This is a genomic window from Mesorhizobium sp. M6A.T.Ce.TU.016.01.1.1 (genome assembly GCF_003997065.1).
Taxonomy (GTDB): domain Bacteria; phylum Pseudomonadota; class Alphaproteobacteria; order Rhizobiales; family Rhizobiaceae; genus Mesorhizobium; species Mesorhizobium mediterraneum.
Genome location: NZ_RZTJ01000013.1, coordinates 17,477 through 42,768 on the forward strand (window position 1 = coordinate 17,477; position 25,292 = coordinate 42,768).

Annotated in this window: 29 protein-coding genes; 23 read left to right on the forward strand and 6 right to left on the reverse strand. The window is 61.6% G+C overall.

Annotated features, from left to right (window positions below):
• Positions 1 to 27 precede the first annotated feature (27 nt).
• From EOC94_RS21780 to EOC94_RS21790, 3 genes are all read left to right on the forward strand, one after another.
• Positions 28 to 225, forward strand: coding sequence for a hypothetical protein (locus EOC94_RS21780; protein WP_127293376.1), 198 nt, complete (start codon positions 28 to 30; stop codon positions 223 to 225).
• 33 nt (positions 226 to 258) lie between these two features.
• Positions 259 to 456, forward strand: a complete 198-nt coding sequence (locus tag EOC94_RS21785; RefSeq protein WP_127293378.1) for a hypothetical protein — start codon at positions 259 to 261, stop codon at positions 454 to 456.
• A 198-nt stretch (positions 457 to 654) separates the two neighbouring features.
• Positions 655 to 1,224, forward strand: a complete 570-nt coding sequence (locus EOC94_RS21790; protein ID WP_127293380.1) for a hypothetical protein — start codon at positions 655 to 657, stop codon at positions 1,222 to 1,224.
• A gap of 390 nt (positions 1,225 to 1,614) precedes the next feature.
• On the opposite strand, the gene EOC94_RS21800 is transcribed toward EOC94_RS21790, so the two are convergent.
• Positions 1,615 to 2,232, reverse strand: coding sequence for a methyltransferase domain-containing protein (locus EOC94_RS21800; protein ID WP_127293382.1), 618 nt, complete (start codon positions 2,230 to 2,232; stop codon positions 1,615 to 1,617).
• 108 nt (positions 2,233 to 2,340) lie between these two features.
• On the opposite strand from EOC94_RS21800, the gene EOC94_RS21805 reads away from it, so the two are divergent.
• Both EOC94_RS21805 and EOC94_RS21810 read left to right on the forward strand, forming a co-directional pair.
• On the forward strand, positions 2,341 to 4,101 hold the full coding sequence (locus tag EOC94_RS21805) for a portal protein (RefSeq protein ID WP_127293384.1): 1,761 nt from the start codon (positions 2,341 to 2,343) through the stop codon (positions 4,099 to 4,101).
• Positions 4,098 to 4,421 carry a hypothetical protein gene (locus tag EOC94_RS21810; protein ID WP_126105759.1) on the forward strand — a complete coding sequence of 108 codons (324 nt, stop codon included), beginning with the start codon at positions 4,098 to 4,100 and terminating at the stop codon, positions 4,419 to 4,421. The genes EOC94_RS21805 and EOC94_RS21810 overlap by 4 nt, the downstream gene beginning before the upstream one ends.
• 200 nt (positions 4,422 to 4,621) lie before the next feature.
• Here the strand turns inward: EOC94_RS21810 and EOC94_RS21815 are convergent, their stop codons facing one another.
• Positions 4,622 to 4,939: a YMGG-like glycine zipper-containing protein gene (locus EOC94_RS21815; protein ID WP_095482688.1), complete on the reverse strand. Its 318-nt coding sequence runs from the start codon at positions 4,937 to 4,939 to the stop codon at positions 4,622 to 4,624.
• A gap of 283 nt (positions 4,940 to 5,222) precedes the next feature.
• Here EOC94_RS21815 and EOC94_RS21820 point away from each other — a divergent pair, with 283 nt between their 5' ends.
• The 16 genes from EOC94_RS21820 to EOC94_RS21895 all read left to right on the forward strand — a co-directional run bounded on the left by EOC94_RS21820 (position 5,223) and on the right by EOC94_RS21895 (position 21,981).
• On the forward strand, positions 5,223 to 5,795 hold the full coding sequence (locus EOC94_RS21820; RefSeq protein ID WP_127293386.1) for a hypothetical protein: 573 nt from the start codon (positions 5,223 to 5,225) through the stop codon (positions 5,793 to 5,795).
• Positions 5,796 to 6,006: 211 nt separating this feature from the next.
• On the forward strand, positions 6,007 to 6,915 hold the full coding sequence (locus EOC94_RS21825) for a hypothetical protein (RefSeq protein ID WP_127293388.1): 909 nt from the start codon (positions 6,007 to 6,009) through the stop codon (positions 6,913 to 6,915).
• Positions 6,916 to 7,118: 203 nt separating this feature from the next.
• The gene (locus EOC94_RS21830) at positions 7,119 to 8,108 is read left to right on the forward strand and encodes a Coat protein (RefSeq protein ID WP_127293390.1); all 990 of its coding nucleotides are present in this window, start codon (positions 7,119 to 7,121) and stop codon (positions 8,106 to 8,108) included.
• Positions 8,109 to 8,322: 214 nt separating this feature from the next.
• Entirely contained in the window at positions 8,323 to 8,574 is a 252-nt protein-coding gene (locus EOC94_RS21835) for a hypothetical protein (protein WP_127293392.1), read from the forward strand.
• A gap of 298 nt (positions 8,575 to 8,872) precedes the next feature.
• Complete coding sequence (locus tag EOC94_RS21840) at positions 8,873 to 9,472, forward strand: hypothetical protein (RefSeq protein ID WP_127293394.1); 600 nt, start codon at positions 8,873 to 8,875, stop codon at positions 9,470 to 9,472.
• Entirely contained in the window at positions 9,472 to 11,937 is a 2,466-nt protein-coding gene (locus EOC94_RS21845; protein WP_127293396.1) for a hypothetical protein, read from the forward strand. The genes EOC94_RS21840 and EOC94_RS21845 overlap by 1 nt, the downstream gene beginning before the upstream one ends.
• Before the next feature lie 161 nt (positions 11,938 to 12,098).
• The gene (locus tag EOC94_RS21850; protein ID WP_127293398.1) at positions 12,099 to 12,758 is read left to right on the forward strand and encodes a hypothetical protein; all 660 of its coding nucleotides are present in this window, start codon (positions 12,099 to 12,101) and stop codon (positions 12,756 to 12,758) included.
• A gap of 2 nt (positions 12,759 to 12,760) precedes the next feature.
• A complete protein-coding gene (locus tag EOC94_RS21855) occupies positions 12,761 to 13,282 on the forward strand; it encodes a hypothetical protein (protein WP_127293400.1) in 522 nt (173 codons plus the stop codon).
• 90 nt (positions 13,283 to 13,372) lie between these two features.
• Positions 13,373 to 15,313, forward strand: a complete 1,941-nt coding sequence (locus tag EOC94_RS34630; protein WP_245465623.1) for a hypothetical protein — start codon at positions 13,373 to 13,375, stop codon at positions 15,311 to 15,313.
• Between the two features lie 90 nt (positions 15,314 to 15,403).
• Positions 15,404 to 15,895 (forward strand): hypothetical protein, encoded by a 492-nt coding sequence (locus EOC94_RS21865; RefSeq protein WP_127293402.1) that lies wholly within the window; start codon positions 15,404 to 15,406, stop codon positions 15,893 to 15,895.
• Entirely contained in the window at positions 15,895 to 16,512 is a 618-nt protein-coding gene (locus EOC94_RS21870; RefSeq protein ID WP_245465624.1) for a T6SS immunity protein Tdi1 domain-containing protein, read from the forward strand. The genes EOC94_RS21865 and EOC94_RS21870 overlap by 1 nt, the downstream gene beginning before the upstream one ends.
• Before the next feature lie 148 nt (positions 16,513 to 16,660).
• Complete coding sequence (locus EOC94_RS21875) at positions 16,661 to 17,299, forward strand: hypothetical protein (RefSeq protein ID WP_210212090.1); 639 nt, start codon at positions 16,661 to 16,663, stop codon at positions 17,297 to 17,299.
• 33 nt (positions 17,300 to 17,332) lie between these two features.
• Complete coding sequence (locus tag EOC94_RS21880) at positions 17,333 to 17,683, forward strand: VanZ family protein (protein ID WP_127293404.1); 351 nt, start codon at positions 17,333 to 17,335, stop codon at positions 17,681 to 17,683.
• 269 nt (positions 17,684 to 17,952) lie between these two features.
• The gene (locus tag EOC94_RS21885) at positions 17,953 to 21,009 is read left to right on the forward strand and encodes an SGNH/GDSL hydrolase family protein (protein ID WP_127293406.1); all 3,057 of its coding nucleotides are present in this window, start codon (positions 17,953 to 17,955) and stop codon (positions 21,007 to 21,009) included.
• Positions 21,010 to 21,012: 3 nt separating this feature from the next.
• Complete coding sequence (locus EOC94_RS21890; protein ID WP_127293408.1) at positions 21,013 to 21,195, forward strand: hypothetical protein; 183 nt, start codon at positions 21,013 to 21,015, stop codon at positions 21,193 to 21,195.
• 72 nt (positions 21,196 to 21,267) lie between these two features.
• Positions 21,268 to 21,981, forward strand: coding sequence for a class I SAM-dependent methyltransferase (locus EOC94_RS21895; protein WP_127293410.1), 714 nt, complete (start codon positions 21,268 to 21,270; stop codon positions 21,979 to 21,981).
• Here the strand turns inward: EOC94_RS21895 and EOC94_RS35095 are convergent.
• The 4 genes from EOC94_RS35095 to EOC94_RS21910 form a co-directional block, all read right to left on the reverse strand.
• Complete coding sequence (locus EOC94_RS35095; protein WP_127206649.1) at positions 21,970 to 22,521, reverse strand: acyltransferase; 552 nt, start codon at positions 22,519 to 22,521, stop codon at positions 21,970 to 21,972. The two genes, EOC94_RS21895 and EOC94_RS35095, sit on opposite strands and share 12 nt — an antisense overlap.
• 516 nt (positions 22,522 to 23,037) lie before the next feature.
• Entirely contained in the window at positions 23,038 to 23,208 is a 171-nt protein-coding gene (locus EOC94_RS34150; RefSeq protein WP_185928304.1) for a hypothetical protein, read from the reverse strand.
• Between the two features lie 149 nt (positions 23,209 to 23,357).
• A complete protein-coding gene (locus tag EOC94_RS21905; protein WP_095482675.1) occupies positions 23,358 to 23,558 on the reverse strand; it encodes a hypothetical protein in 201 nt (66 codons plus the stop codon).
• Positions 23,559 to 23,981: 423 nt separating this feature from the next.
• Complete coding sequence (locus tag EOC94_RS21910; protein ID WP_127293412.1) at positions 23,982 to 24,167, reverse strand: hypothetical protein; 186 nt, start codon at positions 24,165 to 24,167, stop codon at positions 23,982 to 23,984.
• A 39-nt stretch (positions 24,168 to 24,206) separates the two neighbouring features.
• On the opposite strand from EOC94_RS21910, the gene EOC94_RS21915 reads away from it, so the two are divergent.
• On the forward strand, positions 24,207 to 25,055 hold the full coding sequence (locus EOC94_RS21915) for an N-acetylmuramidase family protein (protein WP_245465625.1): 849 nt from the start codon (positions 24,207 to 24,209) through the stop codon (positions 25,053 to 25,055).
• The gene (locus EOC94_RS21920; protein WP_127293414.1) at positions 25,052 to 25,270 is read left to right on the forward strand and encodes a hypothetical protein; all 219 of its coding nucleotides are present in this window, start codon (positions 25,052 to 25,054) and stop codon (positions 25,268 to 25,270) included. The genes EOC94_RS21915 and EOC94_RS21920 overlap by 4 nt, the downstream gene beginning before the upstream one ends.
• Positions 25,271 to 25,292 lie beyond the last annotated feature (22 nt).

The window sequence follows — 25,292 nt, forward strand, 5'->3', positions numbered from 1 at the left end:
TTGTGATAATTTTTTAGGGGATAACCGATGGAATTTTATATTTTCGGGTCTGTCTCATTTGTATTGGCAATAATATTGGCAGTGTTTGGTGTTATGTCAAAAAGTATCGATTCCAATCGGCGTGTTTCTGTTATTTTTGTTGCGGCAATTATCAGCGTTCCAGGATATATAGTTATTTGGGATTTTGCTTTCTATAAAGAGATTTGGTTTTTTTGGTGGGGTTAAGCTGTGTGTTCCCGATTCCGCAGGAGACAATAGATGTCATTATTTTTTTGGGGATTTGTGAGCCTTGTGTTGGCGATATACTTGGCAGTAAAAGGCGTCATGTCCAAATCATTGACGCCGCTTCAGCGCGCTTTTGTCCTTTTTGGAGCTGCAGCACTTAGCGTTCCCGGATTTTTTACTATTTATTTTTTATTCGTAGTTGCCATTCTGATGCATGACAGCCCATTCTGATTTTCAACGCCTTTAAGTAAAGGCGGTGCGCCGTCTGTGGTCGGTGATATCTGAATTATGCAAATCCCAAGGTTTCGGATGAGAGTAATCTTGTCTGGATATATAAGCTTGACGGCCCAAAGCTTGGACAGCATTGGCACGGCACAGTGCACGAGCTTCGGAAATTTCGCCCTCGCACCGGGATGACGAAGGATACGCATGACGCTCCGTATCATCCCCGCAACCTTGCGCGATCTCTCCTACATCGCCGCCAATCTGCGGTCCGAGGACCGGGCCGAGATCGACTGCCAGTTCGACCAGTGGTCGCCGGCGATGCTGGCGATGACGGCGCTGCAGGGCTTTGCCTATGTCGCCGAGCTGGACGGCAACGCGGAAGCCGGCTTTGGCGCTGCCGAGCAGCGTGGCGGGCTGTGGATCGCCTGGAGTTGGGGCACGCGCCGGATGAGGCGCTGCGTGCCTGGGATTACTGAGTTCTTTCACGCTGTGCTCGGGCCGCAGGTCGCTGCGCGCGGCGCCTGGCGGGTCGAGGCGCGGGCACTGGCTGCCAATGAACTGGCGCTGCGCTGGCTTGCCCGGCTGGGCGCCACTGAACGTTGCCGTCTGCCGGGCTACGGCCGCAACGGCGAAACCTTCATCCTCTATGACTGGACAAGAGAAAGCTGGAACCATGTGCCTTTTTCAAAAGCCGCCGGCGCTGAAGCCGCTGCCACCGACACCGACGATCGCCGACAAGGACGTGCAGGCGCGCGAAGCCGCGCTCCGGGCTGAGCTCGAGCAGCGCCAGGGAACGCTGAGCACTGTCAAGACCGATCTGTCGCCCGGTGATCTCACCGGCCAGCGCCGCGTGCTTCTGGGGGTGTGAAATGGGCGCGATGAAACGGGTGTTCAGGAGCCGGGGCGACTGGCCCTGGTGGTATTGGCGGCGTCTGGCGCGGCTGGTGAAGCGGTGGCAGGGGTAGCGCCAAGCAGGCCCCCCTCTGTCCTGCCGGACATCTCCCCCTCAAGGGGGGAGATTGGCTAGCATGGCGGCTTTCGCCAATCTCCAGCGTTGAAGAAGTGAGCTATCGGCGAAGCTGCCAATCTCCCCCCTTGAGGGGGAGATGTCCGGCAGGACAGGGGGGGGTGTTCAAGCGCCGGCGCTGAAGCCACCTTGAGGGCTCACTCCGGCTTATGCGCAAACGCCCACACCATCAGCGGGTATTCCTCGTCGTTGCTCAAATCGCGCCATAGGCCGTAGGCGCGCACGGGGCCGCCGATATGGGCTTTTGCGCAGGCTTTGTTGCCCCAGCCGAACACTTCTATCTCGGATTCCGGGAAACCGCCTTCGACCATCACCTGCTTCAGGCCGGCGGGGGTCCAGCGGTTGTAGTCGTGCGGCCGGGCATGCACCCTGAACAGGAACGGCGTCGCCACCATCGCCCAGCCGCCCGGTCTGGTCATGGCGTGGATATTTTCAGCCGCCGCAAGCGGACGCTGCACGTGTTCCAGCACCTGGTCGGCGATGACGACGGAATATTGCCGGTCGGTGCGGTCCTTGCAGATGTCGAAGTCGGGGAAATCGACCGACGTATAATTGGAGCACATCGTCTTCCAGTAGCGGTTCCAGCCGGGCGAGACCTCGATCACGTCAGATGATTTGCGGCCGTCCGCCTCAAGAAACGCGGTGAACGCCTCGATCTGCCTGATGCGCAGCCAGTTGCGGGAATCGTAGCCGATCAGCCGCTTTGCAACCTGCTTGCTTCGCCTCGTCAGGGCACCGGGTAGGCTCTCCGTCATTGTCACATCGACCTCCTTAAAGGCCCGCCGCGCCTCCCTTGAACATCGCAAAAGCGGACAAAATTCGACCGCGCTAAAATAAGCTGAGATCACCGAAGAAAGATTGCCATGACGAGCGATTCCCGTGCCCACGATATCCTGTCGCGACAGGCCGAACTGGAGAGCGAGCGCAGCCAGTATGAGGCTGTCTGGGAGGCGGTGTCGGAATTCTGCGATCCCGATGCCCCCGACATCTGGAGCGGCCGCCGGCGGTCCGGCGCGGGCCCACAGGCCGAACGGCAGGAGCGGCGCGGTGCCCGTGTCTACGCCAACACGATCAACTCGGCCGCCAACCGGCTGGCCGCCGGGCTGGAAAGCCTGATCATTCCGCAGTCGGAAAAATGGCACGGGCTGTCGACCGCCGCCATGAATGACGAGGAGAGCGACGAGGAAAAGGAATGGGCGGAAGCGCTTCGCGATTTCCTGTTCTCTCTGCGCTATTCCGCCAATTCGAATTTCGTGCCGGCAACACAGGCCTGCCTGCGCAATGTCGTGCGCTACGGTCCGGCCTATCTCTATGCCGAGGAGGGTTTTGGCGGCACGCTGATCCGCTATGCCTCGATCCCGGTGGTCGAAGGTTTTCTCTCGCGCAACCGCTGGGGTCAGGTCGATATTTTCCACCGCCGCTATGAGCGCACCGCGCGGCAAGCGGCGCAGCTGCTCGGCTATGAGAAGCTGCCGGCACGGATCAAGATGCTGGTCGACGACCCGGCCAAATGCGAGACGAAGATTTCGCTGATCCAGTGCATCCAACCGCGCGACGAGCGCAAGATGTACCGGCTCAGCGGCTCCTACCAGTATCTCGACACGGCATTCGCTTCCTATCACGTCATCGAGGACGAGGAGGTCATCGTCAGGGAAAGCGGTTTCCGCTCCTTCCCGGTGTCGTGCTTCAACTGGCGCCGCTACGAGGGCGACCCCTATGGCATCTCGCCGACCATCGAGGCGCTGACCACGGTGCGCGAGGAAAACGCCGTGCGCCGGTCGGGCCTCAGGGCGCTGCAGCAGATCACCGATCCGGCGACCGCCTCGAAGGCGCGGCTCGACTATGTGCCGGTGCTTAATCCCGGCGAGAATTATCCCGGCTTGATCGACGACCAGGGACGGCCGCTGATCGCGCCGATCGCCACCGGCCAGAAGCCGACCTATGCGTTCAATTACGCGGAAAGCCGGGCCGAGGAGATCCGCGACATGATGTTCGTCAATCTGTTCCAGACGCTGGTGCAGAACCCGCAGATGACGGCGACCGAAGCCTTGATCAGGCAGGAAGAGAAGGGCGCGCTGCTCGGCCCGTCCGGCTCGATCATCCAGGCGGGTTTTGCCTCCAACCTCGACCGCGAGCTGGGCATCCTCGAGGACAAAGGATTGTATGAGGAAGACAGCCGCTTCCTGCCGCCGGCGAGCCTGGCCGGCAAGGCGGTGCGACCGACCTTCACCGGGCCGCTCGACGTCCTGCGCCGCTCGGCCGAGGCGCGCGACACCATCCAGGTGGTCACCACGGCCATGCAGATGGCGCAGTTCGATCCCGGCGTCATGGACAATATCGACGGCGACGAGGCGCTGAAGATCGTGCAGGGCGCCGGCCGCAGCCCGCAACGCATCTTTCGCCGCCAGGACGAGGTCGCCGGTATCCGCGACGCCAGAGCCAAGGCTCAACAAGCCCAGGCTGGCATGGCGGCGATCGCCACTGCCGGCAAAGTGGCCAAGGATGGGGTGCCGGCGGCGATTCAGGCGCGCGACAGCGGCCTGCTCGATGGTTTGCAAGGCATGCTGCAGGGTGGTCAGCCTGACACGTCGGGCGGCCCGGCTGCGCCGGGTGCCGGCGCATGAGCCGGAAACGTTTTGCCCATTCCGGGCAGGCCGGCGGTCCGGCGAAAGCGCGTGATGCGCTGACCAAGGCCTATCTCAGGGTTTTCTCCGGGCAAGACGGCGAGATGGTGCTGGCCGATCTCGCGGCGACGACGGGCTATTACCGCCGCCCGTCCTATGGCGAATGGATGGCCCGGACCAGGACACCGAATGGCTTCGAACTGCACAGCGCGCTGAGCAACGCGCGCGCCGAAGTGGTGCAGCACATTATGGGGTTCCTGACGCTGGATGAGGCGCAGCTGGCGGCGCTGGAGAAGGCGGCGAGGCTGGAAAGCAAGTGATCCCTTCTCCCCTTGTGGGAGAAGGTGGATCGGCGCTTTAGCGCCGAGACGGATGAGGGGTGTTGGAAGAAATGAGAGGCTGGCTACCGAGTCACCGATCTGGACGAGGTGTGCGCCAAGCTAGAACACCCCTCATCCGGCCGCTTCGCGGCCACCTTCTCCCACAAGGGGAGAAGGGAAGACCAGCGCCGGCGCTACGCTCAATAATTGCCGTCGTAGTAGCGGTCGTCGCAAGGTGCGGTGTAGATGCGGCCGCTGTTGCGGTCCTGATAGCGGCAAAGCTGTTCGCCGCGCCGCTGCGGCGTGGTCGCACTGCCCACCACCGCACCCAGCAGGGCGCCGCTGGCTGCGCCGATGACGGTGCTCTTGGTATTGCCGCCGATCGCCTGACCGACGAGAGCGCCGCCGGCGCCGCCGATCAATGCGCCGGTTCCGGCTCTCTGCTGGCCTTCGGTCTGCGCACACCCTGCCAGCACGGCAGTCAGAAGCGCGGCGGCAATGGCTTTCTGCATGGTCATTTGGAGTCCTCCTTTAAAGCCTTGGGTCAATGCTTTGCCAAGTGCGGTCGCATTGCGGCGGAACAGGGGCACCATGCCTCACGAAATAAGACATGGTTTCTTTCGTCTTGACGGCCCAAGCCTCCGGCTGGGAAAAATCATGGTCAAACAAAAAGATCATAAAGATCATGGTTTAACAAGGCGATAGAGCCGGGCTCTATCGAAATGAATCAGGCTCCGGCCGTGACGAACCCCGCCTGCGGCGGGTCTAGCCAATCCCAAATCCCCAAGAATGGAGAATGCCATGACCCGAGGTCTTTCCCGGACGCTTTCCCGTGCCGCGGCCCGTGAGGCCGGCTTTGCCCCGCCCAAAGCCGGGCTTGCCGTCAGGACGAGCGGGCAGGGCGGCGCATATCGCACCGTCTTTTCGTTCAACGCCATGCAAGTGCCGGTCACCGATGCGCTTGCCTATGCCAGCCAGAAGCTTTTCGATTTTCTCGACGGCAAGGTGCGCATCAAGGGCGGCACCGCAAGGCTGCAATTCGCCGTGCTGACCACACGCGCCTCGACCATCAACGACAATGCGGCACTCACCTGGTCGCTCGGGTCGGCGGCGGCGTCGAGCGCCGCGCTCACAGGCACCATGGTCAACGTTCTGGCCGCGACCGGCCGCACGCTGGACGGCGCCGGTGCCGCGCTGTCGGCCGCCTCGGTCGCCGACGTGGCTGCGGCAGCGACGCTCGACGGCACGGTGACGCCGGTCGATCTTTACCTGAACCTCGCCTTCGCGACCGGCACCGACATCGACGCCGAGGGCACGCTCGCCATCACCGGCACGATCACGTTGCTGTGGGAGAACTGGGGCGATAATGCGTAGCGTTAATCTTCCCCCTTGAGGGGGAGATGTCGCCAAGGGCGACAGAGGGGGTCGGTGCGACTGGGCGCGACCTCAGCGACAGATGGAGGTTGGCGCTCCACGCGTTGGTACCCCCCTCTGGCCTGCCGGCCATCTCCCCCTCAAGGGGGGAGATACTGGGCTCCGCCGCCAGCTCCTATCATCAGCTTTAACCTTAACAAAGGAACATCTCATGACAGATATGGCAGACGCCGGGTCCGTGGTGGCGGCACCACCGGCGGGCAACCTTGCACGGCCACCGGCCAACGGGGACAACGGGTCAGCCCCGTCGGCCGGCAAGAGTTGGTTTGACGGTCTTTCCGAAGGCAACCGCAAGCTCGCTGAAACCAAGGGCTGGACCAAGCCTGAAAGCCTCGATCGGGTTTTCACGTCCTATGCGGAGCTGGAACGGCAACAGGGTGAGAGCCTGCGCGTTCCCGCGGCGGACGCACCTGGGGAAGACTGGGACAGGTTCCATGCCCTGCTTCCCCTGGCGATGCGTCCGCTGACGTCGCCTGACAAGGTCGAGTACAGGCGTCCCGACGGGCTCCCCGAAAACTTCGCCTATTCGGACGAGCTTGCCAACGCCTCCAAGGCGTGGGCGGTCGAGGCAGGCGCGACCCCAAAAGTCGCGCAGGCCTATCACGACAAGTTCGTGGGCTACATGGCCGAGCAGGCCAAGATGCAGCAAGAAACCCTGGCGCGTTCGGTCGAGACCACCCACGACGACTTGGTAAGGGACTGGGGACCGACCGACAGCGATGGCTTTCGCCAGAGGCTGGAGGTCGCCAACCGGGCGATGAAGAAGCTCGGCCTGGTCGATGCCTACAAGGCGAAAGGCATCCTTCTGCCTGACGGGGCGCTGACCGATCCGCAGATCGCCAAGGCGTTCCACGCCATCGGCGAGGCGATGTTCAGGGAAGACACGATCGACGGCGGCGCGGCTTTGAGTGGAGGCAACCCCTTCAAGCGCAACGCCGCCGGCGAACGCAACCTGACTGATATCTCAGCCCTCGTCAAAAGCGACCCCGCCCGCGCCCGGCGGCTGGCACGCGAGGCCGGCGAAAACCCCGATCTGTGGATGCCCAACAACCCCCTCTAAAGCTGTGTCGATATCCAGGTGATGCCGGCCTGCAAACGACGGCTTTCTGCGCTTCCGGTGCTCACGGACCCAAATGTCCGCTCCGCTCCAGTTCTCAAAAGCCACCTTGTTTGGTCGCTTCGCGCCCGTCTTCGACTCCGGCTCGGCCTGACCTGAATCTCAACACACCTTCTCCGCCAATCAACCCATGAAGGAAGACAAAAATGGCAGACGCCTACACCCGTATCGCGGACGCGATCGTTCCGTCCGTTTATGCACAATACTCGTTCGAGGAGCATGTCCAGTCGCTCGAGATCTATCAAGCCGGGATCCTGTTTTCCGACCCGGCCATCGCCTCGAAACTCTCGATGGGGGGCCGCTCCGTCGACATGCCCGGCTGGAAGGATCTCGGCAACGATCCGTCCGAGCCGGTCAATGACGATCCGACCGACTCGATCGAGATGAAGAAGATCGGCGCGCGCCGCGAGGTCGCTGCCCGCAATGTCCGCGCCCAGGCGTGGGGCATTCCGGACCTGACCTCGATCCTTGCCGGCGACGACCCGCAGAAGCTGATCGTGCGCCGCCAGACCGACTACTGGCAGCGTGCCAACAAGCTGACGCTGCTCGGCATCCTGAAAGGCGTGCTGGCCGATAACATCGCCAATGATGCGGGCGACCTCGTCCGCGTCACCGGTGCTTCCATCGTCGACACCGACATCATCGAGGCCGCCTATCTGATGGGCGACCGCGCCGACAAGTTCAAGACGATCTGGATGCATTCGAAGCAGATGAAGGCGCTGAAGCTCGCCGACCTCATCGACTATGTGCCGCCCTCCGAGCAGGGCGGGCCGCTGATCCCGTACTACATGGGCTTGCGGGCCGTCGTCGACGACGACATCCCGGTCGCGGCGGGCGTCTACACTGCATTCATGTTCAAGGACAAGGCGATCCTGTGGAACGAGCTGCCGGTCAACACCGAAGGCGGGCCGCTGGAGTTCGACCGCAAGCCGCGCCAGGGCCATGGCGGCGGCGTCACCGAAATGGTCGGCCGCCGGCACTTCGTCCCGCACGTTCCGGGCACGCGCTTCCTCGACGCCTCCTCGGCCGGCGAATTCGCCACTGACGCCGAGCTTGCGCTGGCGGCGAACTGGGACCGTACTGCGTCGAACGTCAAGAACATGACGTTCATCGCGCTGAAGACGACCGAGGCGTGATCGGACCGGAAGGGCGGGAGTATCAGATCTCCCGCCCCTTCCGGACGCCAGGTCGGCCAATGTAGCGAATTCCAGATTCACGCGCTGCGCTGCTCCAGAGTGAAACAAGTCTTGGGGGCTCGCAACATATTCATGTTGCACTTTAATCAATCGCCGTCACCAAACGGTTACACAAAAGGGCGATGCTGCCTTGTCTTGGCAAAGGAGGGTAACCATGAACATGACATATAAGGCGGTTCAGGAAGTGCTCCGAAAAGCGGGCGTTGTCATAAGCAAAAAGGGGGAAGTTCACCGTATAAACTTCTTCAGCGGCCTGGAAAACACCGCCTACTACACGACAAGTCTTCAAGACGCCCTGGACAAGGGTTTGGCGATGGGAAGAGGTGCCGGAAAGCTGCAAGCAAGCGCCTTTGCCAAGTCAGCCGAAGCAGGGCGGCGGATCTCGACGAGCGCACGCCTCGGCTGATGCCGCAGGAATTCAGGCCGCAAGTCATCGCCGCGTTGCGCGGCGACATCGTGAAACTGCAATAGCGACAATATCATCGTCTTTTCCTTGCTCGAACGAGCACAAGGGACTGAAAACACATCCCACGCCACCCGTTTCCTGACGGGTGGTTGGTATCGTGACGGGTTCCACGCACAAGACGTGCGAACGTTTTGCTCAAGCCCAAAATCACCAAATCCCCAGCCGCTACGAAGCGGCTTTTGCCGTGGGGCCGCCATGCCCTGCTTTTCCCGATCCATACTCACGGAGGCCTAAAACCATGGCCATCACCCCGCTCGACATCGCCAACATGGCGCTTGGCGTCCTCGACGAGGCGCCGATCGACAGCCTTGACCAGGATGTGAAAGCCGCGCGCTTGCTCAACCTGCATTTCGACCTGACGCGGGAGGCGGAACTGACGAAACACGCCTGGGTCTTCGCCATCCTGGCGGCCACGGTCGCCGGAGCCGACACTGGTAGCGGCGCGGGCACGCTGAACTTTGCCTATGAATTGCCCGTGGACTGCCTGCGCCCGTTGCCGCTGACCCACAATGGCGAGCCGGACGGCATGCCGATCTCGTGGCGCCAGGAAGCGGGGCTGATCTATTGCGACCAGCCCGGGCCGCGCCTCATCCGCTACGTCGCCAATCTCACCGATCCGAACGACTGGGACGCGCTGTTCACTGAGGTGCTGGTTGCAGCACTCGCCATCAAGATCGCGCATCCGCTGACCCACAAGGCGGGCATGATCGACATCGCCCGCGGTGCCTATGACCGGGCGCTCGATGCGGCGTTCCACACCAACGCCATCCAGCGAGGCGGCAGGCTTTCGACGTCGTCCTGGGCGATCCAGCGCGGCGACAACCGGTTTGCGCGCTGATGACGACGCTCTATCCGGTCCAGGACACATTCGTTCGTGGCGAGATCAGTCCGCGATTGCATGCGCGCGCCTCGCTCGATCTTTATCGGGCAGCGCTTTCCAAATGCGAGAATTTCGTCACCTTGCCGCATGGCGGCATCAGGAAGCGCGGCGGCACCATTTTCGTCGGCGAGGTAAAGAACGCGGCCAAGACAACGCGCGGCATCCCGTTCATCTTCTCCTCCGAGCAGGCCTACTGCCTGGAGTTCGGCGATTTCTATATCCGCGTCTATGCCTATGGCGCCCGCGTCGGCACGGTCGAGGTCGCTTCGCCCTATGCGGAAGCCGACCTCTTCGATCTCGCCTATGTGCAGTCTGCCGACCAGATGTGGATCAGCCACAAGGACTATCCACCGAAGGTGCTGACGCGCACCGCGCACACGACATGGACGCTGGAGGATTTCGAATTCCTCGACGGTCCCTATGACGACATCAACGAGACCGGCACGACGCTGACGCCAGCCGAGACCGGTCATCTGACGCCGGCCATGACTGGCAATACGACGCCAGGTGGGACGGTCTCGAATGCGGGCGGCGATCCCGACGCCTACCAGATGTTCGACCGCGACAGGGTCCAGAACATACTGATCGCCGGCGACTCGATCGGTTATATCCGCTACCGCAACGCGTCCGCCGCGCAGCGCGTCGTCGATGCCTACTGGATCACCGCGGCCAGCAAGGCGACGACCAATTTCGACTTCTTCACGGCCTGGGAAATCCAGGGTTCCAACGATGGAGCGAACTGGGTCACCCTGGACACCAGGACGGCGGAGACTGGCTGGTCGAACAGCGAGACAAGGTTCTACGAATTCACCAATTCGACAGCCTATGAATACCACCAGATCGTCTTCAGCGGCGGCGGCGGCGACGACGCAACGCACACACGCTGCGCCGAAATCGCCTTCCACATCAAGGCTTCGGACCAGACGCCATTCAACCTGACTGCTTCCTCGATCGTCGGCATCAATGGCGACGCCGGCTTCCAGTCAAGCGATGTCGGCCGCGCCATCCGGCTGCTGGGTTCGGACGGTCGCTGGCGCTGGGCCAGGATCACCAGCCGCACCAGCCCCACCGTCGTCAAGATCGTGCTCCACAACCATGCTCTGCCGAACCTGAGCCCGATCACCCGCTGGCGGCTCGGCACCTTCGTGCCGGGCAAATATGTCGAGACCGGCTCGCTCTACGAGGAACGGCTGGCCTTCAGCCGTAGATTCTCGGTCTATGCCTCGGCGACCGGCGACTTCGACAATTTTGCGCTCGGTGAAAAGGACGACGCCGCACTGGAATTCGTGCAGGCCGGCGGCGGCCAGGCCAACGACATCGTCTGGATCGCCGATTCCGACGGTGCGCTTTTGATCGGCACATCAGGCGGTGTCCGGGCGCTGTCGGGCTCCGGCATCGACGAGGCGCTGACACCGTCGTCGTTCAAGAACCGCAATTCGCGCACCTTCGGCTGCGCCCGCATCCGCCCGGTCGCCGCCGGGCAGTCGTTCCTCTATGTCACCCGCAGCCGCAAGTCGATCGCCGAGCTGGTGCAGACCTCGGTCAGCAAATTCACCTCCGACGATATCGGCCAGGTCTCCGAGCATATTCCCAAGCAAGGCGTCGTCGAGCTGGCGTTCCAGACCGACCCCGATCCGGTGCTGTGGTTCCCGCTCGAAAATGGCGAGCTCGGCGGCTACACGCACCAGCCGTCGCAGGATGTGCGCGGCATGCACCGGCATCGCCTCGGTGGCGGCTTTGCCGGTTCGGAATGGGCGATCGTTGAAAGTGCGGTTGTGACGCCAGGCCAGAACGGCGCCGACGATGTCTGGCTGTTCGTCAAGCGCACGCTCAGTGGCGTGACCAAGCGCACCATCGAGATCATGACGGCGCCGTTCGAATATGGCGGCCTCGACGACGCCTTTCAGGTCGATTGCGGCCTGACCTATTTGGGGGCCGCCGTCAACGCCATCTCCGGGCTCGATCATCTCGACGGCGAGAGCGTCGACGTGCTGGCCGGCGGCAAAGTCTATAAGGGCCTGCCCGTCGCTGCCGGCCAGGTGACGCTACCGGGCGGCGCCGTGGCCAGCAAATGGCAGGTCGGGCTCGGCTACCGCTGTGAGGCCAACACGCTGGAACTCGATGTCGGCGGGCGCGACGGCTCCATTGTCGGCCGCCGCAAGAAGATCGCCAAGGTGATGCTTTCGCTGCTTGAGACCGACATGTCGGGGCTCGAAGTGCAGTCCTCCCTGCGCGGCCGCTGGGAGAAGGTGCGCATGCCGAGCATTGTCGCGCCTGACGGCAGAGCCAGCCTGTTCACCGGCAATGTCGAGGTACCGATCGACGACAGCTGGGAAGGGCAGGGCAGAGTGAAGATCCGCCACGTCAACCCGACGCCCTGCACCATTCGGGCGTTCACGCCGGTTTTTGATGCCGAGCCTTAGGAACTGCTGATCTCCCCCCTTGAGGGGGAGATGTCGCCGAAGGCGACAGAGGGGGTCGCCGATCCACGCGGGACGACCCCCTCTGGCCTGCCAGCCATCTCCCCCTCGAGGGGGGAGATCACCCGCTCTGCCCTCCATCGCTTTCCCACAAGGAATTCCCCGTGACCCCATTCCCCCATGCCGAAGATCTCGGCAGGGCGCGGACGGCTGCCGATTTCGCTGCCGTCATCGCCTTGCTCGACACCGACCTCAACAATGCTGCCGCCCGCAAACAGGAGCTGGAACGGGCCGAGGATCGCGCGATCTTCGGCGACGGCGACTTGGGCGAGCTGCGCGCCGCGCTCACCGACTGCAATGCGGCAATCGCGCTGCTGGAGAAAACCGTCGAGGCGGCGAACAAGCGCCGCGCCGAAGCCGCCGAAAGGGAAGCGCGGGCCGACATCGTCGCCCTGGGCGACGAGATCAAGTCCAAGGCCGCTTCGCTCGGCGAGCGCTGGCGCACCGTCCACCGGCTGATCGAGCAACTGCGCCAGGAACTGTTCGAGGCCGACGCGCTCGTCCGCGCGATCGCCACTGCCAACGGCCTGTTCAACGCCGCCGGCGTTGCTGACCTCAAAATCAATCTGACCACCACCCGGCGCGCTGCCATGGCCGGACCGCACGCGGCCGTGCCTGCCCGTCTCAGTCGGCCAGCGGTTCAGGCCGACAGGCTGCTTCTGTCCTTCCTCAGCCCCGGCGGCGCGCTCGACCCGCGCCCGGCGCTCGGCGCGCCGGTCGAAGGTGTCAAAAGCAAATTCATTCCCGCCAGCGAACGAGGCTGACCATGTGCACACTTGCCCTTATCGGCACGGCTCTTTCGGTGGGCGGCGCGCTGGTCGAAGGCCAGCAGTCGAGGCAGATGGCCGACTACCAGGCCAAGGCCTATGAGCAGCAGGCGCAGGCCGAGGCTCAAAGCGCGGCCTTCGAACAGGGCCAGGAGCTTCACAAGCAGGACCTCTTGCTGTCGCAGGCGCGCGCCCAGGCGGGTGCCTCGGGCGTCGGCATCGCAGGCTCGCCGACTGAGGTGCTGGCCGCCAATGCAAGGCAGGGCCAGCTCGACATCAAGGCGATCCAATACGGCTCGCAGCTGCGCCAGAACAGCCTCACCACCCAGGCTGCGATCTCGCGCTTTTCCGGCAAGCAGGCGGTGACCGCCTCAATCTTCAAGGCCGGCGGCAATCTCGTCGATGGCCTCTCCAAAATCCAGGACCCGAGCGAGGGTTCGACCCCGACAGCATCGGCGCCGAACCGGGCCGTGATCTTTGGCAGTTCGGCACTCAACGATCCGTGGGCGGGGATGCGATAAATGGCGACCATTCCCCTCCAGCTCGCCCAGCGCCGGCTCGATACCGGCAACGTGGTTTCCTATCCCGGCGGCTCGCCGCTCGGCGCCGCCATGCAAGGCTTTGGCGACGAGCTCTCGGCCGTCGCCGAGCGGTATCGGCAGCAGAAAGAGCAGCAGGAAGCGTTCGATGCCGAGATCGTCCGCCGGCAGTTCGACGGGCAGATCGCGCAGGCCGAGAATGACGCGACCCAGAACGCGCCGGCAGACGGCAGCGGCCTGCATGACAGCATGTATGGCCAGGTCGATCCACGCACTGGCCAGGTGGTCAAGCCAGGCCTGTTTGACACGCTGTTCGACGGCATCCTGCCGAAAATACCCGAGAGTCAGCGCGCGAATTTTATCAAGCAGAAGGAAATCCTGCGCGCGGCCGGTTCGGCGCGCATCGCGGCGAAACAGGTTCAGCGCCGCCAGGACTATGAGCAAACCGAGCTCAGCACGGTGCTGGAAACCAACGCTACCGCCATCGCGCAGAGCGACCCGGACGATACCATCACATTCGAAGCGGCCCGGCAGGACGGGCTCAACCTGATCGACAAGATGGGGCTCGACCCGCAGATCAGGCAGCAGATCGTGAAAGACTGGTTCAGCACCACGGCAAAGGCCCGGTTCCAGGCGTTGATTGCCAAGGATCCCACGCGGGCCCTCGAAATGTTCGGCGTGGTGCAGCCAGCGAATTCCTCTGGCAGCGACATCACCCAAGTCGCCGGTGCCGCCAATGCATCGAGCGGTAGCTCCAGCGCGGTGGCTCTGAAGGGCGACGGGACTGGCACCGCACCCATCGACGCCATCACCTACCTGGCGCCCGGCGAAGTTGAAGCGCTACGCAATCAGGCCAACACGGCGAATGCCGCGCAACTCGTCGATGCCCGCGCCGAGGTGCAACTCGCAGAGCAGAATGCCCCGGCCGTCATCGCCACCACGGGCAAATATCCCGAGAAGAAGCCGACCGAGCAGGATTTCGTCAACATTTACGGTGCCGAAGAGGGCATCAGGCATTTCCAGAAATTCAACATTACGGCTGGCATTGCCGGTGCGGTCTTCGACATGCGCTCGGCGCCGAACCAAGCAATACATGCTGAGCTTCGGGATTTTGAACCCGGCCCAAACGGTTCGCCAGAAGAGCGCGAGCAATACGAGATAAAGGCCGGCGCCGTGCAATTGGTACTGGGTGCCAGACGCGCCGACCCCGTCGGCTATATCAGCCAACTATTCCAAGACAAGGCTCCCGACTGGAGGAAGGTCTCAACTCCGGACGACTACAAGACTGCCGTAACCTGGGCCGTCGCTGCCCAACAAGAGATGGGCTTCGACGGGATGCTGCCGCTGCCCTGGGCCGCAGCTGACCAACAGGCCGCGAAATATATCGACCAAAGCGTGCCGTTCGAAACGCGTCTTGCCGAGTTGAGTTCGATTGTCCTGGCGGTTCGTGACCCGGATGCACGCAAGGCGATGGCCGAACAGATTTCCTTGGCGGCGGAAGCCCAATGGCGAGCCAAGGTTGCCCAAGATCCGAACGTCACGTCAGAATTGTTGGAAGCCCAGGTTGCGGTGCTCAAGAATGGGCTGGCGTGGATCGGGGAACATCCGGCGCAGGCTCAGTACAGCACCATGCCGTGGCTACAGCAATTCGGCTTGGCGTTCTCGGATGTCGGTCGCCTCACGGCTAAGGGCGCGGCCGCCGGAGGTGCGGATGCGATCTCCGCCAAGCTGGACTCCGCTTTGTCGGGTGGGAATTACGAGGACCTTCTCAAAAATGAGCGGGCCGAGACCGAGGACGCCGAGGACCGGGCCGGCTCGGCCGGTTGGGCAGCCGAGGCCTTCGGCGCCGGCTTGAGCGGATATGGCCTGGTAAAGGGCGCAATCGGTTTGCTAGGCCGGGCAGGCATCGGCGCGGCGGCGGAGACCGGCTTGACCGGCATTGCCGCCCGAACCGGCGTAGGGGGCGTGGCGGGTGGCGCTTATGGCGGGGCATACGCCTTCAACACAGGCTAGAACGTTCCGTGGGGGATTGCCAACGGCGCGCTTTGGGGCGCTGGCGGCAATCTCCTTGCCGAGGGGCTCGGTGCAATTGGCAGCCAGGTGGTGGCAAGGCTCACCGGTCGGCCCGCCGATGTTGATCCTGCCGCAAGCCCGGAACCTACAAATTCTCTGGTTTCGGAGGCTGTTCCAGAGCCGCTCACAATGGAGGGCGAGGGCGTCGCCGGCGGCGGCAGCCACATCGCCGTTGGTGATGACTTGCGCATGCGCTACATGCGAAAATGGAATGATGCGCAACGAGAAGCAGCAAGCCTCAAAGCCCAGCGGCTGACTGATCGTGAGACCTCTGTAAACCATCACTCGGTTCGGGATTCGAAACCGGCTCGCCGCAGGTATATTGAGGCTGGCAACGAGGTCGCGCCTAACGAGGACGTCGATCATATAGTTGATTTGCAATTAAATGGGCAAGAAACACTATCTAACTTTAGCGGCCTAGATCTGAGCGTGAATCGGAGTTTTGGCGCCCAGATAAAGAACCAAATCAAGAATCTCCCTCACGGGACGAGAATCAACAAAGTGACGATTGGAGATCGCTAGTGTTTGAGAGGTTCATTCGAAACTTTCCAATGGACGGCAGGTTACCGACCGACAGTGGCAATTTCCCGTTGGATTCGAAAATCCGCGGATTGAGCGAGTTGCTCTCCAGTTTCGGCGGTGCTTCGTTCAAGCATGGTCTGTACCGCATCATTCGTGCGTCAGAGGTGGCGGATTGGAATGAACGTGTCTGCCTGGGTTTCCCTAAATTCACTGGGCGGATCACCTGCTTTGGTTACGATTGGCAGGGGACCGCATTCGCGACCGATACGTGGCGGCTAGAGCAGGGGGAACCAGGTGTCGTGATGTTCGAACCGGGCACGGGACAGGCCCTTCAGATACCTGCCAATATCCGGACCTTCCACGAAGTCGAACTTATGGAGGACGAAGAGGCAGCGCTGGCCGCCAACATGTACGCAGATTGGCGGGGCGCGGGCGGCGCCGAGCCTGCGTATAACCAATGCATAGGCTATAAAGAACCGCTATTTCTGAACGGCAAGGACGAAATCGAAAATCTGGAACTATCGGACTTGGAGATCTATTGGCACTTCATGGGCCAACTGATAGTTCAAGTTAAAGACCTGCCACCGGGAACACCCGTTCGTATCAACCTTAGCTAACGACAAGGTCCGGGTGGCAGATGACCACCGAGTTGTTTGAGATGTTGCCCCGAAAATTCTGTGGGCTCTAAGGTGCAATCTTGTTCGGGCCTCCATTGCATTGACCGTAGCTGAACCTTTGCAACGTTGGGAAATCCTAGGAAATAACATGAACACTGCCATCCCAGACCTAAGCAGCGTCACTCGCCTGCCGTCGACCGACAAAAGCACAGGCGATGAAGAGCTTGATGCTGCACGTCGGGAAGCCCGGAAATATCTTGAATTCTATGATTGGGTTTCAGCCATCAAAGCTGAATACTTCGGATACGGCGCCGATGGCATAATCTACATTTTTTTGTTCGAGATCGTGCCCGGCAGACCCGATGTGGCTCAGTGGATATGGGTGATCGTTGGCGATGTGCCTCCAACATATATACCTTGTGACGACGCCAAGAATCCCTATGACGCGCTGGACGGATATATAGGCGCCATGGAAGAATGGGTTGAAGCCGCGCGGCAGGGGAAGTCGGTGGCGAAGTTGATCCCTGTCAATGTGCCGGCGAATCCCGCTACGCTGAAATGTTGGGCAGCCGTCTCAAATTCCTCGACGAAAAGGTTCTGCCGGAACTTCGAGAGTGATGTACTGGGCTCGCCGACAAGCGCGGCCAATCGTGCGCGCACCGGCCGGTGGTCTGATTATGGTCATGATGGTAGCCTATGGCGTGCCGCAGGCTCGGATGTTGCGCGAGCTGGTAGTTCCCTGTCGGGACCATGTCAGGCGAGCCAGACTTTTCAGATGAAGGACTGACCTATCTTGTTACGCGTAGACTCTTTTCCGATCATGGCAAGGATCGTTTTTCTGGTCACGTTGACCGGCGTTCTCCTGCTTGCTCTTCTGCCGGTGCGGTTCCTGCCGGATCTCGGCATGGCGGTCACGTTTCATGACGACAAGCTCAACCACGCCATCGCCTTCGTCGTGCTGGCGGCCTTGGGAAGCCTCGGCTGGCCGGAACACAAGGCAAGGCTGGTTGTTCTCCTCGCTTTGACCGGCGCGGCGATCGAGGTTCTTCAAGGCGTGCAACTGATAGGGCGCGATATGGATGTGCTCGACTGGGTTGCCGACTGCGCCGGCATGGCGTGCGGGCTGACAATCGCAGGCTGGACAAAGAGGCGCGTTGGCAGATTGATATAAACCGCAGCGGACACCCCGGCTAAGCCAGCTACGTTTCTTCCGCGCCCCAAGGGCCGGAACCTTCCCCCGATACGCCATGGACCGCACGTCCCGTGGGCGAAATCTCAGAACACTTTCCAGCCTCGCTTTCGCGGGGCTTTTTTCATGGAGCAAGCCTGATGGCCCGACCTGCAACTGCCGCCGTTCGACTTCTGACCGGCGAACGCGAACCCGTGCGTCTGGCGACCACGGTCAATGTCATCCTCTACGGCCTGCAGACCATCGACGATGTGCCGGCGGCGGTCGGCGACCGGGTGCTGGTCAAGGACCAGGCCGACCCGACGCAGAACGGCATCTACACGGTGAGCGAAGGCGGATGGTTCCGCGCCGCCGACGCCCGCACCGCCCGCACCCTGCAGAAGGGAACGACGGTTCACACGCAGGTCGGGTCAGCCAATTCCGACCGGGTGTTCCAGTTTACGGCGGACGAGCCGGTCGTGGGCACCGATGCCATTGCGATTATCCCGTTTGTGCCGCCCGACATTTCTGACGTTGTCGATGAGGTCGAAGCGCTGCGCGATGAAACGCAGGTGCTGAAGGATGCCACTGAGGCCAGTGCCGGCCAGGTAGCCGCCAGCGCGTCCACCTCCGCCGCCAATGCCGGACAAACCGCCGCCGATGTCGTCACTACCGCGGCCAATCTGGCCAGCGCCCAGGCGGCGCGCGATGCGTCTTTGTATGGCAAGGGCATCTTTCCGACGATCGCGGCGGCGATCGGCCTTGGCGTTGTTGGCAACGGCGCGATCACTACGGGCTCCGGCGGCACTGATGGTGCCTTCGACCTGGCGTTTACCGGCGGCGCCGGTTCGGGTGCCGCCGGGCGGTTCGTGGTCGCCGGCGGCGCCCTGACGCAGATCCTGGTCACAGCGCCGGGCTTCTACACAGTGGCGCCGAGCTTCAATTTCGCGGCATCGGCGGGGTTGGCAGGCGCAAGTGCGGCGGCGGTCCTGGGCCGGAATGTCGGCGTTGGCGAATATTTCTGGACGCCAGTCACGGCGAGGGAGCTCGGACTTTACCAAGTGGCGGCAGGGCCGGTTGCGACCGAGACTGGCTTGGTGTCGACGCCGGCCGATATCGCCGCCCTGATCGGGTCGCAAAAGGCCGGTCCCGTCGCCATTACCGGTGCGGGAACGGCCGTCAGCAACCCAAGCGTTTACTTTTGGCCGCTCTCTCTGAAGACCGTTGACCAGTATCTGACGGCTCTAGAGACTGGCATGGGGACGGTCGGCATTTTGAACGTGGTCATAGCCCATGTTGAAGGTGACGGCACGCTTACGAAGGTCTCCGAGCAAGAGGTCATTGTCGCGACCGGCGTTTCAACTCTCAGCGGGCTTTCAATCTTGAAGCCGGCCGGCAGTGTTGTAGGCGTCCAGTGGATTTCCGGCACCTGGTATTATACGCTGGGGACAATTCCGAATGGCGAAAGCGAGTGGTTCACGGCCGCTGTCCCGACAGTGAGTACGGCAAAATCGGTCGGTTTCACCAATGGCCCACAATGGAAAGCTACATTTGCGGGCGAAGTTTCCGCCAAGGCACGGACGGCCTATGCTTCGATTTCCGGACTCGAAGAGACGGTGGGTGCAGAGCAGGTGATTGGTTGGCCGGCCTTGGTCAACACCGGGACGAATACGCCGGCAAATTACAGCGTCGTTTTCCAAACTCCGGCAGAAGCCGATGGCTACATCACCGATGTCGACGTTGGCGCAAGCGGACCCGGAACTGCCAACATTCACGTAATCCAGTACAATGGCGACCCGACCGTCGACGTGATCAGCACCCATCAGATCACGCTGGCCAATGGTATGAGCAAAATCCCTCTCAGCATCCCGATTGCAGCGGGGCAGTATCCGGCGATCAGCGGCGGCGGTTACAAGTTTCAAAACAGCGTCAATCCGCAGGGCATCCCCGTATGGATCAGGGCCGGCGCGCTGTCGAACGGCGCGACGGTGGCCTCATCCACCCAGCACCGCTATGAGGTGGCCTTCACGATCAAGACTGGGCTTATTGCCGACGTCTCACGGGCTCTGACCGGCGGAGGGGAGAACACGGGGCTGGCTCTGCTGGCGGACGCCGACCCAAATGGTGTCGTTGATGCGACAGCAATTTTTGCCGCCGCTGCGGCCGCGCATCCATATCCCTATGTGCCGCCCGGCAGTTTCGCCTTGACGGCCATGCCTGCGTCCGGAAACGGGTTCAATGGACCGGGCAAGCCTATAGTGAACGGCGAGAGGTTCTTCATTTCGCCTAAGCCATCACTTTACAACCTCTATGACGGCTTCCGCACTAAGATGGCGGAGCATATCGCTAACAATGATGTGCTCTGCCTGATCGCCGATAGCATTGGTCATTGGGCGCTGGCCAGCAACGGCCCGGCGCACTGGTTCAATCTCGTTACCCGCTTCGCCAACCTCGGCATCGCGGCCGATGAACCGGGCATGACGGCGCTCCGGCCAAGCTCCACGTACACCCCGGATTTCTATGGCGTTACGACCAGCGGAATCGTCTCGACGGGAACGCGTGGGCCGCTCGGCGAAAGCATCATCCTTGCGGATGGCGCGTCCCTGGCGTTCACGGGAGCTTATGAACAGGTCGACGTCCACTACACCCAGGACGCCGGTCAAGGTTCGCTCGCCTTCGCCTTTAACGGCGACGCAGCCTACAAGATTGTGAACGCTGCCGGCGCCCTGGCGCTCGATCAATATTCCGGCCCGTCCCTGACAGGGCAGGCTGCGAGCGGGAATTATACGCTCACGGCCGTAGGCGGACCTGTGGAGATCACGGGGGTTATCCGGCTCGGCATCAAGGCGGCCGGCTCGCGCCCGCGCCTGCGCACGTTGCGCGCCGCGCACGGAAGTTATACCTTCGCGTCCTTCAACGCGCCGCGCCTTGCCTCGACCATCGCTCAATGCGGGTATGCTGGCGGCAAGATTGTGCCTGTCCTCGCCCTGGGCATCAACGATAGTTTCGGCACGCCGCCGGCTACGATTTCGGCTAACATCACTTCGATCATCAACACTTTGGAAGCGGCCTCGGCGCCCCGCATCATTGTCATGCCGCCGACGCGGCCATCATCTTCGTGGAACGGCAGCTATACGGGTGGCCGAACCTACGATGCAGCGCTTGGCGCGATTCGCCAAACCTACCGGTCGCGAAATGTGCTGACGATCCCGATCGACGGGTTCGATTACATCAATTCAGGAGCCTATCAAGAGGGCCTGCACTACAACGATGCCGGCCACTATGGCAACGCGCTGCGCTTCGTCGAATACGTCGCGGAGAGGGGATAGCCGATGCCACTCGCAATTCGACGCAAGGGTAAAGTGATCGCGACGCTCGAAGAAGGTGAGGAATGGGTGATCGTCGGCAAGAAAATTCTGTTTACCAAGCCCAGTGACCCGACTCATTGTCGAGAAATCACAATGCCTAAGGACGATGCCGAAGGTCTCGTCGAAATGTGGCTTGGTGGCTCCTAGTCCGTACTGGACGCGGTTCGCGCGCTATGGCACGGTCGGGTTGGCGGGGGCGATCCTTAGGAGGATTTGTCGATGGCGGACGCCGGCAGCATTATAGCGATCTATGATGATTACTACGCAGATGGCAAAGTAGCTGCGAAACGCGAAATTGCTTCGCAGCAGTCAGTCGGTCATATCGAAGCGATCCTCCAGGGGAAGACCTTCGAAAAGATCCTTGATATTGGGGCCGGTGAAGGAGCTGTGCTGGACAAACTCAACAAGCGAAATCTGGCAAAGACACTCGGAGCGGTCGAGATTTCGACCTCGGGTATTGAGGCCATCAAGGCACGGAAAATCCCTAGTCTGAAGAGCCTCGATGTTTTTGACGGCTACCACATTCCGCACTCCGACAAGTCGTTCGATCTGGGGTTGGCGATCCACGTCGTCGAGCACGTCGAACACGAACGTTTGTTCTTGGCAGAGGCGGCGAGGGTCTGCAAAAAGCTCTATATCGAGGTCCCACTGGAGCATACGCGAAGGCTAGACCGCGCCATCCGCATGTCGGGGCCGTCTGGGCATATCAACTTCTATACCACCCTATCATTCGAAAACCTGCTCAAGACCTCCGGACTGGCGGTCGAGCGGCTTAAAGTCTTTCCTCATGATCTCGCCTATGAGCAACACTTGGCAGGTCGTACAAAAGGATGGCTGAAGTACAAGGTGCGGACAGAGTTCCTGAAAATTGCGCCTAAAGCCGCAATGCGCAGTGTCGCTTACATGGCCGGAGCTCTGTGCTCAAGCCACTGATCGAGCCACTGGGTCGCCGATTTGCCTGGCAGGGTTGCCGCCAACCATGGTGAAGGGCGCCACATCTTTTGTTACTACCGATCCGGCGCCGACGACTGCGCCCTTGCCGATCGTCACACCTTTCAGAATAACGGTGTTGAAGCCAATAAAGACGTTGTCTTCAATTCTCACCGGCGCGATGGTGATGTTCGACCAGTCCTTCTTTCCCTGATGCCAGTCGGCGACATCGGCCTTCCGATTCTGCCATCCTGTCGCATGCGAGTTGTGATCTACGACCGTGGTGCCCCAGCTTATGATCACGTCATTACCGATTTCGATGCGCTCGGCCGCGACGAGGTGGCTCTTGCCGATGTAGCTGCGCTGGCCGACGGTGATCTTTGCGTCGGGCCGGTCAAAGGAAAAAGCGCAGTGGAGGATACATTCCTCGCCGATCGCATGATGGCCGCGCCGTGCGGTGCGAATGCTTTGGATACTCATCTTCGCGCCGGCGCCGGCGTTGATGCCAGCTAGGCGATACATGAACCGTGGAACGAACGGCATCTCAGTTTCGCCCGAAACGCGATTTCGGCAACCTTTCGGCGATAAGCTGCGATCCCGCGAAGAATCGGAAATGGGCCGAAAAGCGCTTGAGGCTTTGTGCTACCGGCTGGTCAGTACGCATCACTATCATTAGGCTGCCCACGTTTCTGCCGCTATTTGCGGCAAGCGGCGGCGCTTTGCAAGCGCGATAGTCCCGCGTTCACGCTCTAATACGTTTGGCTTAACAGTGTCTCTGATTGGAGAGCCTGCGCAGTTGGCGTTCGCCATTCGCACGGACTTGCATATCGATCGCGACTCTGATCGAGACGCCCTTCAAAATTGCCGAAGAGAATTCTCTCGCTCCGAAGAAGAGCCCCCTGCGTAGTCGCCAGGCGCAAAAATCCAACGGAACGTTCTGGAAAGAACGTAGCGGGTGACGCCGGATCGGCTGGGCTATACCGGATGAGTGGTCCGGTAACTTTATCAACGGCGCCGAGGCCGTAGCGGCGCTAAATACGCAGGCGAATGGCGCAACAGCTATTGATGGTTGTCTTGCGGCCTGTTGTGAGGCTGGCTGTTCGACCACCAGATAAAATACAGCGAACCTATCTTCATGACCGGCACGCGGCGCTCGCGTTCGCGCACCCGCAACTCGCGATAAACTTTCATCTTCAGGGTGCCGCCCGGCAATTTGATACGCACTGCCATCGGTTCAACTCCCGCCGTGCAACGCAACGATGATGTGCAATGCAGCAATTAGAGAACTTCCCCCAGGGAAGAGTCAACAGCCGATAGGCAAGTTCTTTGACTATTTCCGGAAGGATTTGAGCGCAGGCGCCCGATGACGGTCCAGGGTGTCAACGCATTGCCTGGGGCCGGTCAGGATCGTCCGGTGCACCCGGCTGGCCGTTCAAAGGACGCTGGCGGTTCGACCACCAGGTAAAATACAGCGAACCCATCTTCAGAACCGGTACGCGGCGGGCGCGCTCGCGCTCGCGCAATTCCCGATACACCTTCATCTTCAAGGTGCCGCCCGGCAACTTGATACGAACCGTCATCAGCCCAATCCCAATTGTGCAGTGCAGCAATTAGAGAGCTTCCGCAGCGGAATAGTCAATGGCCGGTCGTTGACTATTTCTGGGGCTATTTCTGCAACTGGTTCCAGATGGGTCCGGGTCGCAGGCTCGGGATCATTGTTTTGGTGGGCGCCCAGACGGCGACATGCTGCTCGGCCACCAGACGATGAAGTACTTTCCGACCTGCCAGACCGGGACTTCGCGCTTCTGCTCGCGGCGGCGAAGCTCGTCCCTTTTCTTGATCTTCAACGTCCCGCCCGGAAGCCTGATCCTTATTGTCACGTGCCCTCCCGCACCCTGTGTCCCACAAGGTACGAACGGTTGATGGGAGCAGTTTCATCCCGGCTAAGCAATTTCGGTTGAGGTGGCAAGACGGATCGAGCTGTTCTCAGATGGTCGACACCGTCACTTGAAGAACTCCGCCATGCCCCGGATGGCCAGGAACGCATAGAGGATTGGCCCCGCGACCACCCCGCAATAGAGGCAGAAGATCGCTGCCAAAGCCACAAGCAACGGCTTGTCGCGGCCGACCGCGCATAGCTCGGCCTTCACCGTCCAGCGCGCTGCGGCCGTTCCGTCATCTTGCGACATGGGCCCATCCTCCCCTTTGGGCTCATCTCACACAATCGCTTGCAAACATCAACCTGCCCGCGAGGGCGGAAAGGAAACCCATGGACACCACGTTCAAGGGCGCCGCCAGGCGCCTTCACCGATCTCGATCTGCCGAGGCTTGGCGCCAGGATCGGCGTCGGCGAGGATGAGATCCATGCCTTCCTCGATGTCGAGACCAGCGGGCATGGCTTCGACGCCCAGGGCCGGCCGATCATCCTGTTCGAGCCGCATGTCTTTTTTCGCAACCTGTCGGGGACGGCGCGGGCACATGCTGTCGCGGCTGGCCTTGCCTATGTCAGGTGGGGCGAAAAGCCGTATCCCCGGGACAGCTATCCGCGCCTGAAAGCCGCCTGCGCGATCGACGAGACGGCGGCGCTCAGATCGGCGTCATGGGGTCTCGGCCAGGTTCTCGGCGAGAATTTCAAGGCGGCCGGCTTCCTCACCGTGCAGGCCATGGTCGAAGCCATGATGGAGGACGAGGCGCTGCAGCTGGCGGCGGCGGTCAATTTCATTGCCGCGAACCGGCTCGACGACAAATTGCGCAAGCATGATTGGGCCGGCTTTGCCAAGGGCTACAACGGCGCGTCCTACAGGAAGAACGCCTATGACACCCGGCTTGCCGACGCGTTCCGCAAATGGTCTGGGATCAAGGACACGCCGTGGCCGCCCGCTGCCCCAGCGCAGCCTCCAGCGCCTGTCCCGATCCCACAGGCTCCACAACCGGAAGGTCCCACGCCTTCGGCTCCGAAGGCAGAGCCGGGCAAGGCTGGAGTCCGGCCCTGGGCCGTAGTCGTGGCCTCCTTGGTCGCCGCAATCCTTCCCTTGTTTCGAAAGGTCCCCTCTTTGTTTCGAAAGGCAAAGCCATGAAGTGGTTCAATACGAATGCCGCACACAATCTGATCAATGTGCTGATCCTGCTGCTCACCAGCTTGGTCGGCTTCGACTGGACGATGTTCGGCATCGACGCCGCCCTGGCGCTCAAGATCGCCGGGGTGCTGACCCTGCTCAAGATCCTGATGAATGTCGTCCGCGACGGCGTCGCCGGCCTCGTCAAAAAGCAACCCGCCGTGGAGGGCAATTGAGATGTGGGTGCTTTCCATGCTG

Excerpts from the sequence above, each read along its gene's own strand:
- EOC94_RS21890 (WP_127293408.1), top strand. The coding sequence starts at position 21,013 with ATGCCACTCGCAATTCGACGCAAGGGTAAAGTGATCGCGACGCTCGAA.
- EOC94_RS34150 (WP_185928304.1), bottom strand. The coding sequence starts at position 23,208 with ATGGCAGTGCGTATCAAATTGCCGGGCGGCACCCTGAAGATGAAAGTT.
- EOC94_RS21880 (WP_127293404.1), top strand. The coding sequence starts at position 17,333 with ATGGCAAGGATCGTTTTTCTGGTCACGTTGACCGGCGTTCTCCTGCTT.
- EOC94_RS21785 (WP_127293378.1), top strand. The coding sequence starts at position 259 with ATGTCATTATTTTTTTGGGGATTTGTGAGCCTTGTGTTGGCGATATAC.
- EOC94_RS21875 (WP_210212090.1), top strand. The coding sequence starts at position 16,661 with ATGAACACTGCCATCCCAGACCTAAGCAGCGTCACTCGCCTGCCGTCG.
- EOC94_RS21800 (WP_127293382.1), bottom strand. The coding sequence starts at position 2,232 with ATGACGGAGAGCCTACCCGGTGCCCTGACGAGGCGAAGCAAGCAGGTT.
- EOC94_RS35095 (WP_127206649.1), bottom strand. The coding sequence starts at position 22,521 with ATGCCGTTCGTTCCACGGTTCATGTATCGCCTAGCTGGCATCAACGCC.
- EOC94_RS21905 (WP_095482675.1), bottom strand. The coding sequence starts at position 23,558 with ATGACGGTTCGTATCAAGTTGCCGGGCGGCACCTTGAAGATGAAGGTG.
- EOC94_RS21835 (WP_127293392.1), top strand. The coding sequence starts at position 8,323 with ATGAACATGACATATAAGGCGGTTCAGGAAGTGCTCCGAAAAGCGGGC.
- EOC94_RS21820 (WP_127293386.1), top strand. The coding sequence starts at position 5,223 with ATGACCCGAGGTCTTTCCCGGACGCTTTCCCGTGCCGCGGCCCGTGAG.
- EOC94_RS21815 (WP_095482688.1), bottom strand. The coding sequence starts at position 4,939 with ATGACCATGCAGAAAGCCATTGCCGCCGCGCTTCTGACTGCCGTGCTG.
- EOC94_RS21805 (WP_127293384.1), top strand. The coding sequence starts at position 2,341 with ATGACGAGCGATTCCCGTGCCCACGATATCCTGTCGCGACAGGCCGAA.
- EOC94_RS21780 (WP_127293376.1), top strand. The coding sequence starts at position 28 with ATGGAATTTTATATTTTCGGGTCTGTCTCATTTGTATTGGCAATAATA.
- EOC94_RS21920 (WP_127293414.1), top strand. The coding sequence starts at position 25,052 with ATGAAGTGGTTCAATACGAATGCCGCACACAATCTGATCAATGTGCTG.
- EOC94_RS21845 (WP_127293396.1), top strand. The coding sequence starts at position 9,472 with ATGACGACGCTCTATCCGGTCCAGGACACATTCGTTCGTGGCGAGATC.
- EOC94_RS21895 (WP_127293410.1), top strand. The coding sequence starts at position 21,268 with ATGGCGGACGCCGGCAGCATTATAGCGATCTATGATGATTACTACGCA.
- EOC94_RS21840 (WP_127293394.1), top strand. The coding sequence starts at position 8,873 with ATGGCCATCACCCCGCTCGACATCGCCAACATGGCGCTTGGCGTCCTC.
- EOC94_RS21825 (WP_127293388.1), top strand. The coding sequence starts at position 6,007 with ATGACAGATATGGCAGACGCCGGGTCCGTGGTGGCGGCACCACCGGCG.
- EOC94_RS21810 (WP_126105759.1), top strand. The coding sequence starts at position 4,098 with ATGAGCCGGAAACGTTTTGCCCATTCCGGGCAGGCCGGCGGTCCGGCG.
- EOC94_RS34630 (WP_245465623.1), top strand. The coding sequence starts at position 13,373 with ATGCAAGGCTTTGGCGACGAGCTCTCGGCCGTCGCCGAGCGGTATCGG.
- EOC94_RS21790 (WP_127293380.1), top strand. The coding sequence starts at position 655 with ATGACGCTCCGTATCATCCCCGCAACCTTGCGCGATCTCTCCTACATC.
- EOC94_RS21855 (WP_127293400.1), top strand. The coding sequence starts at position 12,761 with ATGTGCACACTTGCCCTTATCGGCACGGCTCTTTCGGTGGGCGGCGCG.
- EOC94_RS21830 (WP_127293390.1), top strand. The coding sequence starts at position 7,119 with ATGGCAGACGCCTACACCCGTATCGCGGACGCGATCGTTCCGTCCGTT.
- EOC94_RS21910 (WP_127293412.1), bottom strand. The coding sequence starts at position 24,167 with ATGTCGCAAGATGACGGAACGGCCGCAGCGCGCTGGACGGTGAAGGCC.